The 18,699-nt window shown below is 28.9% G+C and carries 8 protein-coding genes; 6 read left to right on the top strand and 2 right to left on the bottom strand.

The window, feature by feature from the left end; genetic code table 4:
- Position 1: 1 nt before the first annotated feature.
- Together ACXYRN_RS00795 and recO are read right to left on the bottom strand one after the other, a co-directional pair.
- On the bottom strand, positions 2 to 1,657 hold the full coding sequence (locus tag ACXYRN_RS00795) for a hypothetical protein (protein WP_458607315.1): 1,656 nt from the start codon (positions 1,655 to 1,657) through the stop codon (positions 2 to 4).
- Positions 1,658 to 1,759: 102 nt separating this feature from the next.
- Positions 1,760 to 2,431: a DNA repair protein RecO gene (recO, locus tag ACXYRN_RS00790; RefSeq protein WP_458607314.1), complete on the bottom strand. Its 672-nt coding sequence runs from the start codon at positions 2,429 to 2,431 to the stop codon at positions 1,760 to 1,762.
- A 96-nt stretch (positions 2,432 to 2,527) separates the two neighbouring features.
- Here recO and ACXYRN_RS00785 point away from each other — a divergent pair, with 96 nt between their 5' ends.
- From ACXYRN_RS00785 to ACXYRN_RS00760, 6 genes are all read left to right on the top strand, one after another.
- Positions 2,528 to 2,824: a hypothetical protein gene (locus ACXYRN_RS00785; RefSeq protein ID WP_458597549.1), complete on the top strand. Its 297-nt coding sequence runs from the start codon at positions 2,528 to 2,530 to the stop codon at positions 2,822 to 2,824.
- On the top strand, positions 2,824 to 4,449 hold the full coding sequence (locus ACXYRN_RS00780) for a DAK2 domain-containing protein (protein ID WP_458607313.1): 1,626 nt from the start codon (positions 2,824 to 2,826) through the stop codon (positions 4,447 to 4,449). The genes ACXYRN_RS00785 and ACXYRN_RS00780 overlap by 1 nt, the downstream gene beginning before the upstream one ends.
- Positions 4,449 to 5,417, top strand: a complete 969-nt coding sequence (gene plsX, locus ACXYRN_RS00775) for a phosphate acyltransferase PlsX (RefSeq protein ID WP_458607312.1) — start codon at positions 4,449 to 4,451, stop codon at positions 5,415 to 5,417. Before ACXYRN_RS00780 ends, plsX begins: the two co-directional genes overlap by 1 nt.
- Positions 5,410 to 6,120, top strand: coding sequence for a ribonuclease III (gene rnc, locus ACXYRN_RS00770; protein ID WP_435129096.1), 711 nt, complete (start codon positions 5,410 to 5,412; stop codon positions 6,118 to 6,120). The genes plsX and rnc overlap by 8 nt, the downstream gene beginning before the upstream one ends.
- Positions 6,107 to 9,052 carry an AAA family ATPase gene (locus tag ACXYRN_RS00765; protein ID WP_458607311.1) on the top strand — a complete coding sequence of 982 codons (2,946 nt, stop codon included), beginning with the start codon at positions 6,107 to 6,109 and terminating at the stop codon, positions 9,050 to 9,052. The genes rnc and ACXYRN_RS00765 overlap by 14 nt, the downstream gene beginning before the upstream one ends.
- A 218-nt stretch (positions 9,053 to 9,270) precedes the next feature.
- On the top strand, positions 9,271 to 18,450 hold the full coding sequence (locus ACXYRN_RS00760) for a beta-N-acetylglucosaminidase domain-containing protein (RefSeq protein ID WP_458607310.1): 9,180 nt from the start codon (positions 9,271 to 9,273) through the stop codon (positions 18,448 to 18,450).
- The last annotated feature ends 249 nt before the right edge of the window (positions 18,451 to 18,699 follow it).

Here is an 18,699-nt window from a genome sequence, read left to right as displayed (position 1 = left end):
ATTAATCCTCTTCTGAATATCCTTTAATTTCTATATTTTTATTACTTGTCCATGGTTTATTATTTGGGTTATTATTTGTTTCTTTTTTTCATAAAGTTTTTGAATCGGCATATCATTTATAATAAATATTAAAATTATCCTTTTTATCATATAATCTCATATCAAAACTATCTGATGTAGCAAGTAAATTCTCTATATTGTTATTTATTGTGTAATTTCTTCAAAAATTATTTTCTATAAAGAATTTATATTCATTTTTCTTCATATTCTGTGTGTATAAATCATAAGAGTTAACAAAAAATATATTTTTTTTATTAGTTTTGTTTTCTATTTCATCTGTAATATCTATAACAAAAGATGATGATTCTGAGTTGTAACTAATATTTTCAGATTTTTTAGTGTGATTTTGCAAGAAAAAATCAACAAAATCATTTAAAAATCATTTTTTATCTATTTTATCTACATTTATGACTATTATGTTAGTGTCATTGTTAATAGGATAAGATTTGAAAGAAAGAAACAATTCACTATTTTCTAAATTATCATTAATATCAAATGATAAAATATGTCTTTCTTTTTTAGTATGATTTGTTTTATATTTAATGATGTTTTTTACTTCATTATAGTTAACTTTATATACATTAACATTTTTTATTTTATTTATTATGTTTCTTGAAAAAGCATAATTATTATTTATGTTTGTTAAATCTGTACTGTCAGTTAAAAAAAGATTAGTGCCAGTATCATTTTTAGCAGGATAAACCAAATTATTTTTCTTAATAAAAACATCTAGAGCCGGAAAATTACTTTTGTCATATTTTAGATATCGCTGATAGTAGATTCAGTCAATATCGGGCGTATCTTCAAAGTCATATTTATCTAAACCATATGTCCTTGAAATCTCTAACAAAGGTGGATATCCATTATTGTATAAATCATCATTGTGAATATAGTTTGTTATTGGTTTTTCTAAATAGTCAATACTATAAAGTTGATAAGAATTTAATGAATTGGTTAAAAAGTTTTTAGTTATTAAGTTTCTTATGCTATCTTGATATTCTTTATTTGATTCATCATTTAAAAAGTGATATGAATTATTAACAAAATTATAGATTTCTTTGTTAATTTCAAGTTTTGGGATACCTTTTATATTAATTTTGATATTTTTACTTTGTAAATAATTCATATTGTTTATATCTATCATCTGATTATTTTCATTATCATATTTCATTAACAAATATACAAAAGAAAGATAATTAAAATAAAGATGGTCACGTTTATAAAGCTTCAATTGATAATATTTATTTTGTTTTTGATTAAAACTATTTTTATGATATTCATTCATTTTATTGATATAATCCATAAGTAAAAATGAATATTTATTGTTATAAATTTCATTGGAAAATAATAAATCGATAAGGTTGTAAAATTTGCTATCATTATCTAATTCCATAGCTTTCTTTGTAGAATTTATTAAAAGTTTCCTTAAAATATCTTTCTTTATATTGTATGAAATATTTGATTTTTCATTATGTATGTTTTGACTTAGTTTTGCTTCATTATTTTGATTATGCGAGCAAGAAATTAAAGTTAACAAAGTTGGTAAAAAAAGTAAAATAAACAAATTTTTTATTTTTTTAATGCTATATTTTATCATAATTAAATTATATAAATTTTATTCAAAACGACTAGTTATTTACTAAAATAGAAAATAAATAATAAAAATATATGTAACTATTTACATAAAACAAATTATTTCTTATAAATAGTATCCTGCTTCGGAAATTGTGTGTTTGAGTTGATTAAGCAACAATATATTTTCTGTTTGTGATACTAATTTGACATATTTTTCTGGTTGATAATATAAGTATCAATATAAAAGTAATTGTTCTTGGTTTTTTGTATCATTAAGATTATGATTTGAGCAAATAAAACCGCCTTCAAGGATGCTAAAATCAATAAGGTTCTTCCTTTGATGACATATTCTACATTTATTAAAACTAGGTTTTACACCAAAATATACACTACTTTGTGCATAAAAAACACATAAATATTTTTTTAAATTGTCTTTTTTAAATTTATCCATATTTAAAGTGTAAAAATTAAAAATATGATTTGGTATTTTCAAGTTTTTAAAGAGTTTGATAAGTTTTAGCAGAAAGATGTTTGTATCAGGACTAGTAATACTAAAAATATGCAATAAATTTACTCTTTTTAATCTTCCTATTCTACCTTTTAATCTTGCGGAAAAATATTCAATTTCAACCAATGAACCAATTTGTAAGTTGCTACGATTTTTAGATAACTGTTTATTTAACCCTTGTGCAAAAAGAATTAAAACACCTTTATGGTTAAAAAAGGTCACATAAAATTCATTTTCTGATTTTTCGATAATTTCTAATACAATTGCCTTTGCAACTAAAAGTGCCATTCTGCTCCTTAATTTCTTAAAAAATATTAATAATATTATAAAATATAATCAATAATTTTTAAGATATATTTGCATATTATATCGAAAGTAGGCATAATGGAATTGTTAAAAATCAAAGAGATGTTTTTAAAGATTGCTGAATCAATACCTGGAATTAAGGAAATAAATCCACTTTCTGATGATGATATAGTTACAGATACAACAGAACTAATAGATCGTGTTAATATTATTCAAACACCGAAAGGATATAGTTTTTTTATCGCAGTTTCTTTAATAGCAGATGTTTTTGCAAAAGTTATCATCGCAGAATTTCATCAAAGGTTAGCGTTTGAAATGAAAAAAAATAAATTAAAATTTAACAAGTTAACAATATTCATTGAAGGGATTAAATAATGTCAAAAATTTTGCTGGATAGTAAAACTTTTTTACAAGGGATGCTTTCGGGTTCAAATGCATTAGTTAATGCTAAGAATCGCATTGATGCTTTAAATGTTTTTCCAGTTCCAGATGGAGATACAGGAACTAATATGTCATCGACAATTTCTGCAGCAATAGCTAAATTAGATGAATCTTATTTTAATTTACCTATTTCTGAAGTTACTAAGCAACTTGCCTTAAATATGATGTATGAAGCTCGTGGTAATTCTGGAGTGATTTTATCACAGGTTTTTAAAGGATTTTCGCTTGCTTGTGCTGGTTTAGCATCCTTAGATTTAAAACAGTTATTAATCGCCTTTCAAGAAGCAACAAACCGTGCTTATAAATCGGTTTTTAATCCCACTGAAGGGACAATGCTCACTGTTATCAGAGAAACATCAGAAAATTTAAATCAAGAATTTTTGAAAGCAACGGAAGTGAGCTTGCTTGATTTTTGAACTAAGGTTTTAGATTTTTCGCGAAAGAGTTGTGATGAAACACCAAATAAATTAAAAACTTTACGCGAAGTTGGGGTTACTGATAGTGGCGGAGAAGGTTTATATATCATTTTTAAAGGTTTTTTTGAATATTTAAAAGGAAACCCAGTTGAAAAAAGTGAAAACGGAGATGATATATCGGTTTTGGTTTCAGATAGTGAAATATATTCAGGTGAATTTGGTTACTGCACTGAGGTTTTAGTTGATTTAAATAATCCACATTCTTTTGATAAAAATATTTTTTCAAAACAAATAGAAGAAATAGCAAACTCACTAGTAATAGTTAACGATGATAAATTGTTAAAGGTGCATGGTCATACAGTTAAACCTGGAGAATTTTTAACTCTAGCACAAAAATACGGTGAATTTATTAAAATAAAATCTGAAAATATGACTTTGCAAGCAAACAATTCCAAATCAATTTATGCAAAAACATCTGATGAAATGGCTGAATGTGGACTTGTATCATGTAATTTAGGTAGCGGAATAATCAAAAGAATGCAGGAATTAGGAACTGATTTTGTAGTTGAATCTGGACAAATCCAAAATCCATCTGCTCAAGATTTAATTAATGCTGTTGCTAAGGTAAATGCAAAAAATGTTTTTATTTTACCTAACAATTCTAATGTTATTTTAGTAGCACAACAAGCAGCGCAAGTTGTCACAGATAAAAATATTATTGTCATTCCAACAAAGTCCCAAATTCAAGGTTTAACAGCAGTTTTAAATTTTAATTCAGAATTTAGTGCAAAGGAAAATGAAGAATTAATGTTAGATAGTTTATCTGATGTGCAAACTGGTGAAATAACTAAATCAGTTCGTAAAACAAAGATAAATAATATTGTTATAAGAAAAGGTGATTATTTAGGTATTCATGATGGAAAAATAATTGCTTCTGAACGTGATTTAACAATAACTTTTAAAAAGTTAATTACTAAGATGGTAAAAAAACAATCTCAAATGATAACATTATATTACGGAGATGATGTTGATACAGCAACACTTTTAGAATTAAGTAATTACCTTGAAGCAAATTATAATTTACAAATAGAAGTAGTTGAAGGTAATCAACCTAATTATCAATTCTTAATAGGAGTTGAATAATGAAAATAGTTTTAGATGCAAATGGATTAGATTTAGGTGTTAATGTTGCTTATAATGCAGCAGCAAAATTTGTTAATAATTATCAAGATGTACAAATTATTTTAGTTGGTAACTTTGATAAATCTATAAACAAACACCCGAATATCCAAATAATTTATAATCCAAATAAACCAAGCAATCCAAGAAATATCCGAGCAAGTTTAAAAGAAAATAATTCGATGAATGCAGCAATTAATATTATTAATGAAAATAAAGCTGATGGAGTGATTTCAGGGGGTGATTCAGGAAGTTATATTGCAGCACTGACTTTTAAACTAAAACGTATTGATAATGTTTCTCGGCCTGCTTTTATGCCGATTATTACTTGTTTGAATGATGAAAAACTTTTATTATTAGATGTAGGAGCTAACCTTGAAGTAAAATCCGAATATTTATATGAGTGAGCAAAATTAGCATCAGCATTTCATACAACAATGTTTAATAAGCAAAATCCAACTGTTTCACTGCTAAATGTCGGGGTTGAAGAATACAAAGGATTGCAAGTTGTTAGAGAAGCACAAAGTTTAATAGAATCTGATCAAAAACTTAACTATATCGGTTTTTCTGAAACACGAAACTTGCTTGCAGGAAACATAAATGTAGGATTAATTGATGGATACGGTGGAAATTTAGTCATTAAAAGTTATGAAGGTGCTGTTATAAGTTTCAAACAAGCAATTAAGCAGCGAGTTAAACAAAGTTTTTTTGCTAAATTAGGGGCATTATTATTAAAACCTAGTTTTAAAAAAATAGCACAAAAACTTGACTTTCGAAATGTTTCTAATGCATGAGTTTTAGGTATCAATGCCCTTGCATTAAAAATCCATGGTGCAGCAGATGAATTATCTATTTATATAGCACTAAAACAAATGCATAATGCAATTTCTAAGGATTTATTGAATAAACTAAAGGTAGCATTAAATGTTTAAACAACAACATCTCATTGATTTTTTGATTAATATCGGAATACAACCAAACCATATAGAATTTTATCAACTAGCAACTACTCATAAATCATATAACACACATGATAAAACTAAGTTAGAAAATTATGAAAGGCTTGAATATCTAGGCGATTCGCTGTTGTCGTTTATGATAGCAATTTATGCATATAAAAAGTTTCCCAATAAATCTCAAGGTGAACTTTCGCGCTGGAGAGCATCAGCGGTGCAAACCGAAACCTTAGGAGCAGTTTCTAAAAACATTGGACTTTTAAAATTTTTAAAAACTGGAAATGGACAAATGCATACAGATGTTTTAGATTCACCAAAAGTACAAGCTGATATTTTTGAGGCTTTTCTAGGAGCAATTTATTTAGATCAAGGGATGTCAAAGGCTTGATGATTTGTGCAAAAACACCTACTAGCAAGCAATATAAGTGTAGATGGACATCATATATTTCAAAGTAACAAGGATCCTAAAACACAACTTCAAGAATATTTTCAAAGCATTAGTAAAAACAATATTCATTATATTTTTGAAGAAAAAGATAAGCTTTTTATAGCTAAAGCCGTTCACGAAGATATGATTTACGGAATAGGAAGTGGTGCTTCTAAAAAAGAAGCTACGACAAATGCAGCAAGAGCAGCCTTAAATAAAATGAAAATGAAGGGAAATGATGAAATTAATTAAAATAGAAGCATTAGGATTTAAATCTTTTGCAGATCCAATTGTATTACACTTTGATGGTGGAGTTGCAGGTATTGTAGGACCCAATGGTTCTGGTAAAAGTAATATTAACGATGCAATCCGCTGAGTTTTAGGGGAACAAAGTTCAAAAGAATTACGTGGTGATTCAATGGAAGATGTTATTTTTTCTGGTTCAAAAACTGTGCAACCGATGCAAAAAGCACAAGTAACATTGACTTTTGATAACAAGGATCGTCTTAGTTCGGTTGATTCAGATGTTATTTCAATTACTCGTGTTTTAGAGCGTGGTAAAGGGATAAATGAATACTATATCAATAACCAAAAATGCCGTCACAAAGATATTAAAGCAATTGCTATGGAAACAGGAATAGGAAAAAGTTCGTTAGCGATTATTTCGCAAGGAACCGTTTCGGATATAGCACACTCATCTGATGAAGATCGCAGATTAATTTTTGAAGAAGCAGCCGGGGTTTCTAAATATAAATTCCGTAAAGCAGAAGCAGAAAAAAAACTCGAACGTGCCCAAGAAACCTTAGGAATGGTTGAAGTATCAATAAAGGAATTAGAAAAACAACTTACTCCATTGCGCATCCATGCTGAAAAAGCGCTAAAATACAAAAAGATGGCTGAAGAGTTAAAAAGTGTTGAAATAGGCTATTTAGCACACGAAATAAAAAAACATAGTGAATTAGTTAAAACATTAACAGAAGATCTTTCAGGTGTTGATGAAACTGATAAACAATATAACAGTCAACTTGAGGAATTAGATATCAAAATTAAAAATAAACGCGATGAAGTTATTGAAATAAACCGTAAGTTATCAAGTGATTCGGGTAAAAAACAAGGTTTATCAGACCGCATTAATAATATCGAAAAAGCCATTTCTGCAGACCGGGCTCGTCGTGAAATGATTGCCAGTGGACAAGGAAATTTCGATGAAAAAGAGCGTATTTCAGCGATTTTAAGTGAATTACGTACTTTGCAAGAAAAATATCGTTATTTAAGTGAATCGTTATCTGAAATGGAAACTAAACGAAATCATGCAACTGAAAATATTACTACATTAGAAAGTAAAATTAACGATGGTAATATAAAAGTCAAGGATTTAGAGAACAAATATACTAAATTAATTTCAAAACTTGAAATTCTTGAAGAAAAGAAAAATAATTTTACTAACTTATACAAAGGAACAAAAACAGTTTTAGAAAATAAAACATTACTTAAAGGATTTATAGGACTAGTAGCAGATTTAATAAAGATTCCTAACGAATTTCTGCCTGCCCTAGAAGCAATTTTGAAAAATGCTGCACAGCATATAGTAGTTGATCATTCTGATACAGCTGTTAAAGCAATTAATTTCCTTAAAAAAAATAACGGAGGTCGTGCAACATTTATTCCTCTTGCTTCAATTAAAGGTAAGTTTATCCGTGATGATTATTTATTAGTGGTTCGAAATCACCCTGGTTTTGTGGGTGTTGCTAAAGATTTGGTAGAAATTGATAACAAATATCAAGTGCTAAATGAATTTTTATTAGGTAATGTTTTAGTTGTTTCTGATATTAAATCAGCCAACGAAATATCAACAATTATTGAAAAAAAATATATGGTAGTTACCACAGATGGTGACATCGTGCGTGTTGGTGGAGTTATGGTTGGTGGAACTGTTGAAGCTAGCGAAGATATTTTAGGTCTTGATCAAAAAATTAAAGAACTTAAAGACTTGATTCCAGGAATTAAAAATGTTATCGCACAAACAACAAAAACTATTTTAGAAGATAACGAAAGTTTACAACAACAAAAAACTTATCAAGCTTCTTATAACTCACAATATCTTAATTTATCATACCAAGTTAAAGATACTTTCGGTAAAATTGAAAATTATAAATTACAAACACAAATTTCATCTGCTAATAACGAGCAAATCAGCGAATTAGATGTTTCTGAACAAACTATTGCGCAACTACAACAGCAATTGCAACTACTTGAATTTGATATCAGTTCAAATACACAAATAAAAGAAGCACTTGATGCAAAAATACTAAGTTGAGAAGAAGAATACAAAAGAATTTCGAAATTACAAAAGACTCTTAATGAATCATTTCGTGAAAAAACTGCTGCATTTGAAAAATCTAAAAACTTACTCGAAAAACATAAAGAACGTCTTAGTTCACATTATGCATTAACTTTAGAATATGCAATTGAGAATTATCCATTAAATATGTCACCAGTTGCTGCCGAAGAATTAGTAAAGGAACTGCGTTATGAAATTCAAGAACTTGGAAATGTTAATTTAGAAGCCATTGAACAACTACAAGAAGTTGAATCACGTTATGAATTTAATACCAAAAACCGTGATGAAGTAACCGAAGCAATACGTTTATGTGATGAAGCGATTTCAGAAATGAATAAAAAAATTGTTGCTCGTTTAACTAACATAGTAGATGATGTTAACATTGAGATGCATAAAGTATTTTCATCAATGTTTGGTGGAGGGAGTGCGGAAGTTAAATTTATTGATCCGAAAAACATTCTCGAAAGCGGAATTAGTATTTTTGCTCAGCCACCAGGCAAATCTGTTAAAAATCTTAAATTATTTTCAGGTGGAGAAAAATCATTAATTGCAATTTCATTATTATTTGCAATTTTAAAAGCTCGTCCATTACCACTTTGTATCTTGGATGAAGTAGAAGCGGCTTTAGATGAAGCAAATGTGGTTAGATATGCTGAATACTTACAAGAACTTAAAAAACAAACCCAGTTTTTAGTTATCACACACCGCCCAGGAACAATGTCAAGAGTAGATGCTTTATTTGGTGCAACAATGCAAAAACGCGGAGTTACTAGCTTTTTCAGTGTTAAATTAGAAGATGCTAAGAAACTAGCAACCCAAGAAGAAAATACACCAAGTGTATAGTATGTAAAAATCTTTCTTTTTCTTAGATTTTATTTAAGAAAAAGAAGGAAAAATTATAACAAAAACAACATATTTTATTGCAAAATTTTTAATTATTTCATATTTTCTTATCAAAATATGAAATAAAAGCAATTTACCACAAAAAAGGATAAACAAAATTATTTTTATCCGTTTTTTTTTTTTTTTTTTGGAAAATTTAATAAACTTATAATATGAAAATGAAAAAGAAAATAAAGACATTACTAGCAGCAGCTGGTTCTTTGGGACTATTTGCTGCTATTAGTGCTACAGGTGCAAGTGATTCATCAGCAAAATCTGCTACTGAAACTCCTGCAAGCACCCCAACAAGCAATCCAGTAGTTGCGTTACCTGACTACAAAATCTATCCAGGTGTGCAACAAATCAATTATGAAGGAAATAATACATATTCATTAACTGATACAGTAAACATCGTTTATGATGATAGTGTATCAGAAGTTACAATTAAAAGATTTGAAAATCTTTTAAAATCAAAACATATTTCTAATATTACCCGTAGCAAGAATTTATTATTTGGTAAAACCAATATCTTAATTGGTATTAAAGGTGATTCAGATAATACTGTTGATAACTTATTAAATACAGTTGGTATTAGTTCAAGTGAGTTAAAAGATAGTTCTTCAGATAATGCTGCAGATTTATTTAGTCACAATGATGCATATTATCTAAGATCATCAAATAATTTTATTACTTTGTATGCTAAAGATGCTGATGCAGCATTTTATGGTGCTACTACTTTATGACATATATTTAAACAAATTGATGGAAGCCAACTTCGTAATTTCACTATTAAAGACTGAGCTGATCGTGAAATACGTGGACTGTCACTTAGAAATACTTCATCGATTAGCACCCTTGCATCCAAATTAGATTTAATTAACTATGCTGGTTACTTAAAATACAACAGATATTACTACCAACCACAAACTGATTTAAAAACCACTACATTATGATCATCTTTATATACCCAAGATGAATTAAAAGATATTAAAACATTGATTAAAGCAACTTCAAATAATGGTATGAAGTTTGTATATTTTATTAATCCATTTGTAGGTTCTGATAAAATCACAACTGCAAATATGAATGATAAATTACCTCTTTTAAAAACTAAAATACAACAACTTTTAGATGTTGGTGTTAAAGATATAGTTATTGCAACACCACTTAGCAATGAACCATTTGCAGATGCAGTTTCAACTACTGGTACTTTATCTCAATCAGATTACACTACTATTGGAAATAAACAAAAAGCATTTTTAGATGATTTAGTTAAATGATGAAATGAACAAAGTAAAAGATATGATGACTTAGATGCAAAGATTGGATATCTTGATTATCGAAACCGTTCAAATCCAAAAAATGGAAGTACATCCCTTAAAAGTTACTATGATCAATTCAATTCAAATGTACAATTATATATAGATTCTGGAACTGATTGACCAAATATTGATGGTTCTAATAACTTTACTGCAGGAAACAAAAAAATAATTTATATTCAAAACTGACATAAAGGTGAAAGTAGTTTAGATTATCTGATGTTAGGAATTAACCAATTCTGATTAAAAACCTTACAAGATATAAGTGATAATAATAATCCTGACAAAAGCAATTATAAGTTTGCTAAAATTGATGGAATCGCAATTGATCCAAACCAAATGGAAGGACCTTCAAAGGTAACTTTATTTGATTTTGCAGATTATGCATGAAAACGTTGAGTAAATAACAAATTAACTGATTCAGATTCGTTAAGAATTGAACAAAGAACCCATCTTAATGCTTTAAACTTTGCAGTAGACCAAGATTATAATGATCCACAATTAACAGATGCTTTATATAATATTTCAACTCACTTTTATAAATTATATTGAGACTTTAACCGAACCTGATTATCTAATGGAAATTTCAATTATAACTTCAAAGGATTTCCAGTTGAATCAACTGATATAAACTCTGCACCTAACTTTTATTTAGGAGGAATCGGTGATTCAATTCGTAGAGGAATCGATTCAGTTTCAAGAAGTGATATCAATGGATTAAGAGCAAAATTATCAAAACTAGTAGATGATATTAATTATGTATTTTTAGCGGCTGGTAAAAGTCAACTTGTTTTACAAACAAAACCATGATTGCAATCTTTATATGATTTAGCTAATGCGGGTATTATTGCTTTAGATGCCACAACTGCTTACAAAAATTTTGACTTTGTAGTATTTGGTAAATTAACCCAAGAAGCAAAACTTGTCTACAATCGCTCACAAACATATAAAACTATGATTAAGGGTGCTTTAAAAGCAATTCAAATAAGTGATTCAGATTTGAATAACTTTGTAAGTAATTTAACTGATTTTTTAACTAATTTACATAATAATGTTTTAGCAACTGCGGATAATTCATCATTAGGTGCAGTGCAAAAAACATTCTTTACCAACCTAGGTCGCGATGGTAGAGCCGACTGAGATCCAAGTCATTTAGAAGCAGATAATAGTGATTCAACATTTACTTTTGATATTAGTTCCGATGGAAAATACAAAAGAATGAAAAAGGGTGATTATTTTGGATACCAATTCAGTCGTCCAATAACCTTACATAATGTATATGTAAAGATGTGATATGAAAAATGACGTTTATTATCTAAATTAAAATTACAATATCAAACATCTGATAAACCAAATCAATGACAAGACTTACAAGAAAATAAAGGTGAAAAAAATATAGATATAACTAATTTAACAGTTTCTTCTAATAATCCACAGTCAGTTGCAGGTTCTGTAAGTGATCCAACCGCAACATGAGGAACAACCGAATTAGGTGAAAGCGGGATTGCAAATGTAACAGCAATTAGAATAGTTAATAATCAAGATGATTCAACTAGCGATAATATGCTTTCACTAGTAAGTTTTATTGTTAATAAAGATGAGACAGTTAATTATGCACAAGATTTAAATCCATCAATTTCATCAACTGATTCTAATTCAAAAATTACCCTTATACAAGCATCAGCAAATGTTAATGATAAAAATTCAACATCTGCAACAAATGGGTTAGTGCTTCAACTTGCGAACAATACTAATTTATTATTTGATAATTCAAATGGTACAGCAAATGGAATTTATTTACAAACTCAGTCAAGTGGTTGAAGTACAAATCAAAGCATTGGATTTAAACTTCCTAAAAAAATGAATATTACCCAACTATATTTATTCCAAACCTATCAAAATGCAGGTGATAGAATGAATGATTTTGCAGTTGAGTATCTAGATGGTGAACCAAACACTGGTGAGTGAAAACAATTTGGATTCGGGCACTTAAATGGTTCTGCAATTCAAACAGTGTATGGAAATGCTACATTCCAATACTTTAGATTAGTAGTTAAAGGAACACACGATACAGGAAGTCGTTGAACTATCGGTAATATCCAACTTGAATCATTAAGTAATGAAGCTGATTTAAAGTTATTTCCGACAACTGAATTAAATCTTGTTTTAGATTCAGCAATTACTAATAACAAATTATCTAACTTAACCGATTCAAACGATGCCACCCTTGCATCATTTAAACATAATACAACAGGTTCAACACAACAAACTACAATCCAAGATAACGATTATTTTGTAATTAATTTCAACCGTCCAGCAAAAGTAGCAGAAGTAAAGATAAAACAAGATCCACAAGCAAAAGTATCTGATATTAAAATCCAAGGGCTTGTTAATAATGAAGTATTTGATATCCCATCTGATTTATATTCTACCACTAAGGATGCACAAACTGGGGAAGTAACTATTTCAATTAATGATCATCTAATAACAACTTCTAGTTCTAGTGATCAAACTACTGCAAATTACAAAGAAGAATGAACAGGATTAAAAGTTATTGCTGAACATGTAGTTGCGCAACCGCAAGCAGTTGCTGTTTCACAACAAGCAACTGATAGTGAACCATCAAGTCAGTCTCAACCACAACCAACACCAACAAACACATTAACACACTGAAACATTAAATCAGTAGATATTATCGAAAGACGTGTTAATATTTCTAAATACTTATTAAATCATAATGGTTCTTTATCAACAGGTTTCGATGGAAAAGAATTTGATTTATATAATAAAGAAGGAACACATAACACTCCTGTTACTGTTGATTTAAAACCAAATGATTCAGTAGGTATAGACTTTAATTCTGTTTATAAATTGACTAGTCTTTCTAGAACATTTAGTGTTAGTGCTCAAAGTAAAGAACAAAATTCATCATCACCTGCATCTGCTGCTTCATCTACTTCAAAAGCAAAACAAGCAGCAGATGAACAAGCTTCAGGGACTACTGAAAATTCAAAAACTATGAATACTGATTCACTAAAAGATATTAAAGTTCAATATTCACTAGATGGTTTCCACTGAACTGATGTAGCAATTAATGCAGACAATACTGATGTATCTGTTGCTAAAAATGCAAGATTTGTTCGTGTAATAAATACAGGTAGCAGTAATGTTAATTTATCATTTACTAATTTAAAAGCAAAAGTTACACCTGTGGTTTATACAGTTAATGATGATGATCGTTTCGATACCACTGGATTAACACCAAAAGATTCAAGTGAAGCAGTATCTGCAGTTGGAATCGATGATGCTCATAGTCCAGAAAAAATGATTGATCGTGATGCAACAACTTTCTATCAACCAAAAAACCCTAATTCACAAATTCTTTATCGAAACGAAAAAGGTTACTTTGATAATCTTGATTTAAGAATTATTACTGATACAAGTTATCCAGATGTTAGTGTATCTGCACAATATTTTGATACAAAAGATAACAAATTAAAATATAAAAAACTAGGTGAATTATCTCGTAGTGATACATCATTTACTATTCCTCGTGATATATATGTTACTGGTATTCAAATTACATGAGGAAAAACTGTTCCTAAAATAACTGAGTTATTTGGATTCCATAATAAACAACTTAATGCAACTGATAAAACTCAATTAAGTGCTTTGATCGCAAAAGACCCTGATTACATAAGTCAATGAAGCAAAGATGATCAAGACAGATACAATGAACTTAAAGCACAAGCAAAGCAAATTGTAAACAAAGACTTCCTTGCTACCCAAGAACTAGTTGATACAGTTTACTTTAGTATGCAAAATGTTATTAAATATGCAAAAGTTACTTTAACACCAGATCAAGTTGCTAGTGCTTCAGCGAATGTAATCAGTAATGCTGATAATCAATATACTGATCAATCATATGAACAATACCAAGATGCAGTGACAGCATTGCAAAATGCCGTTGCAGATCCTAATAGTCTAACTGAACCAACATATAATCAATTATTAGCAAATGTAAAAACAGCACAAGATTCATTAAAACCATCAGTATTTGCTCGTGATTTAGTAAAAAGAGATCTTGAAACATTTGAAGATATCAAAGCACAATTAACCCACTACAATCCACAAGCATATGCTAAGTTAGCAGATTTTGTTGAAGCAAATAAAGATAAAGTTAATTCGCCTGATACCAAGGTGACTGACTTAATAGCAATTAACAAAGAGTTTCGCGCATTAATCGATTCTGTTAAATCACAATTATCAGAACGTGGTGCTAAATATCAAGATTTTATTAAAGAAGCAGACAAATTAACTGATATAGCATTAGGATACCATCAAAGTTATCCATCATTATATAATCAACTTAATAAAATAATTTCTGATCAAAGAAATATTGCTTCTAATCCGAATGCAGATTCAGCAACTATCGATGCTGCTAAAGCTACAATCGATGTAGCTATAGCACAAGTTCAAGCAAATATAGATAAACAAAATGCAGCAGTTGCTCAGTTACAAAAATCAAAAGTATCAAATGAAAATGGTGTGTATACTATCGATTCATATAGCACATATACATCAAAATACAATGCATTAGCTGATTTATATAAACAACGTGCTTTTACAAATGATGTTGCTGATAAACAAATTGCAGATGCACAAAAAGAACTTGATGATGCAACAAATGCTTTAGCATTAACAAATTCTGATGTAGCAAAAGCAGAAGTAAAAAGTATGCTTAATAATTTATCAAGCATTTCAGGTGTTGATCAAAGTCTTTTAAATGATTTGAAAACAAAAGCAAATAAAGCAAATATTTCAGATGATGAATTAAGATCATTATTATCTGATTTAAGAAGCGCAATTGTTGATCAGGATGAAAAATCATTAAATACTCTTAAACAACAAGCAAAAGATGCATTAGCAAATATCACTGATGCTGGTGTAAAAGCAGATCTAACTAAACAATTATCTGATGTGCAAAGCATCTTGGATGCTCAAAGGTTAATGCAAGCAATCACCGATGCACAAAATGCACAAATTGCTTTAGATGCACATATTGCTAAAACAAAAGAAAAATTAACATCACAAGCGCAAGTTATTACTGATGCTACTACTAAAGAAGCATTTATTAAAAAAGTTAATGATGCAAATTCATTAGGTGTATTAAATGCATTGAGTAATGAATTAATATTAGATTTAGCACCTGTAGAAACCACTCCAGATGCTGCAACAAAAGCAAAAATTGATGAACTTAAGAAGTTAGCTGAATTTTTACCAACCCAAGAGCAAAATGATTTTCTAACTCGTTTAAATTCTTATGGAATAAAAGGGGTATCATTAAACCTTGATGCAATTGAAAATTCATTATTAGCAAATAATCCAAAATTAAAAGAAAAACTTGATGCACAAAGTAAATTAGATGCATATAACCAAACAGTTGATAAATTGAATAAATACATTTCATTGCTTCCACCAAAACTAGCAGCTGATTATCAAGAAAGATTAAATCCAGTTACTGATAAAGTCAAAGCATATGAAAACCTTTATAATTCATTTGTTCCAGAAGAAAAAGCAAACTTAGATGCGTTAATTGAGCAACTTAAAACTAGAAGAGATGTTTTATTAGAACTTGCTCAATCATTGCCACAAAGCAATCAAGCAGATATTATTTCATCATTAAAAGACATCAATGTATATGGTAAGGATGATCAAGCAAATGCTAAGTTGGATGAAATTTATCAAAAAATGGTTACAATTCGTCCAAGTCTAACTGATACATATACAAAACTACAAACACAAAATCAAACAAAGAAAAAGATAGATAAATTAACAGATGATTTAGTAACAATCTTTGATTTAAATCCGTTAAAAGATTCACCAGTGTTTGTAAATTACCAACAGCTTGCAAAACTATATGCAAATGATGCTGATAAACTTGCTGGATTAAAAGATGAAATCTTAACTAAATTCTCTGATATTAAAACAGGATTCGATGATAGACAAGTAAGAAAAGCAAGAGCTAAATTTAATGATATGGTTTCAGGTTTAAATGACCAATTAAAATTAGCAGCAAAAGAACAAGAAGAGTTACTTGATCCAAAATTCAAACAATTAACAGACCTTAAAAAAGCAGTATTAGGTTCAAATGCACAACAATATATGGATGCAGTCGATGCAGATGCACAAAAACCAAGATTATTAGATTTAATTAAGAGTCTTGATCAAAGCAATCAACAAGATTTGATAAATAAGGTTAATGCAGCAACTACAACTGAACAACTTGATGCTCTCAAAAAAGAAATTTTTACTTTAAAACCTGAACTTAAAGATATAGATGCAAAAGCAAGTTTTGATACTCTTAAGGATCAACTTGTAAAAATGATTGCTACCTTAGCACCTGATTTACAATTTAATTACTATAAACAACTTAATGAATTTAAAGATCCAAGTCAATTAGCAGATTTAAAAGCGTTTAAAGACAAGTTGTTATTTGATAATGTGGATTTAGCAGTTGCACAAGACAGCAAATTAATTTATGATGCAATTAGCAAATACCTGCAAAAAAATGACAGTCCAACTAATAAAGAAAACTTGGATAAATTAAATAAAATTTATTCAAATACTAACCCACAAGTTGATTATGTAAATAATTTATATAACGAACTTAGTCAAAACTCTCTTGTTAAAGCAAAAATAGCTCAAGAGCAAAAAGCTCAATCATACACCGATGCTTTAAATAACATCAATGATTTAATCAACATCCTTCCTGCTGATAAACAGGCAGATCTTAGAGCAATGCTTACTGATAGTAAATTACTAAAAGCAAAACAAACTGTAGCATTAGATAATTTAGAAAATAAATTAAAAGAAATTCCAGCAGTGCAAAAGTTATTAGAAGATCAAAGTTATCAAGCGAATCGTGCTGATTTAATGCATATTATTTCATTTATTGATGCTTCTAAGCAAGTTGAATATATATCACAAATGGATGCATTAGGACCAAATGCTACCCAACAACAATTTGATAGCCTTAAAGCAAAAATATATTCTGAAATTTCAGGACTACAAAAACAAGTTTCAGATAGTGATCAAGCAGCAAAAGCAGCAGCCGATGCTAAGAGTTTTGCTGAATTTAAGATTGCTCTCGATGCACAAATCAGAAACTTACCTAAAGCAAAACAAAGCAGTTACTTAGATGCATTAGCAGCATTAAATGCTAAATCAGATGCAAAACTTGCTGATTATCAAACACTTAAAGACAAATTATTAAACGAAAACTCTGATTTAAAAGCTTCTGTAGACCAACAACAAGCTAAAGACCAATATCAAGCAACCTTGAATAAACTTACATCATGAGTAAATGCATTAAAAGGTGATGATAAAATTGCAGCCAAATCCGAATTAGATAATCTTGATAACGATGCAAAATTATTAGTTTACACTGATGTTAAAGCAGATGTATTGAAGGTAGATCCTCAAGCCGAAACTAAGCTTTCAGAGCAAAAGGCACAAGAACAACAACTTGATAAGATTAAAAAACAAGAACAAACATTAGCAACCTGATTATCTGATCCAAGTATTTCAGATGTGCAAAGAAGTAAATATCAAGCCCAACTCGCTAAGGTATCAAGTAAAGATTACAATGTATTAGAATCAGATTTAAATGATGAATTAGATAATAGTAGTGTTGCTCAAGGAAAAATGACAGAAGCATTGAATAATGCTGTTAGTCAAGCACAAGAAGAAATTAACAAACTTCCTGATACAGATAACAAAAAAGCAGACTACCAAAACAGACTTAATACATTAAAATCAGGTTCATATAGTTTAGAAAAAATTGCTAACCTTGAAACACTTAAAAAAGAAGTTGAAACTGAAGTTTCTAGACAGCAAAATGTAAAACCAGAGCAAACAAAACCTCAACCTAAGAGCAATGGTGGAGTAATTGCAGGAGTTGTTATCGCTGTGTTAGCATCATTAGCAGCAATTTTAGGATTAATCTTCCATCTTAAACGTCGCAAGAACAAAAAATAAACATAAAAATCGCTTATAAAAGCGATTTTTTTATTAAAATATCAAAAATTATTAGTAATTAATAAATATTATGATAAGATAAATTAAGTATTGCAAATTTTATCTAAATTACATTATCAAAAAAAATATTTTGAAATATGAAATATTGTGATATAATAAATAACGAAGCATTTAGATGCTTTTAAAGTTCTTTGAAAACTAGATATAAAACATGACAGTCAATTTTTTCGAGAGTTTGATCCTGGCTCA

The sequence above is a fragment of the Mycoplasma sp. 4423 genome (genome assembly GCF_054353855.1).
This window is presented reverse-complemented; position numbering and strand designations above follow the sequence as displayed.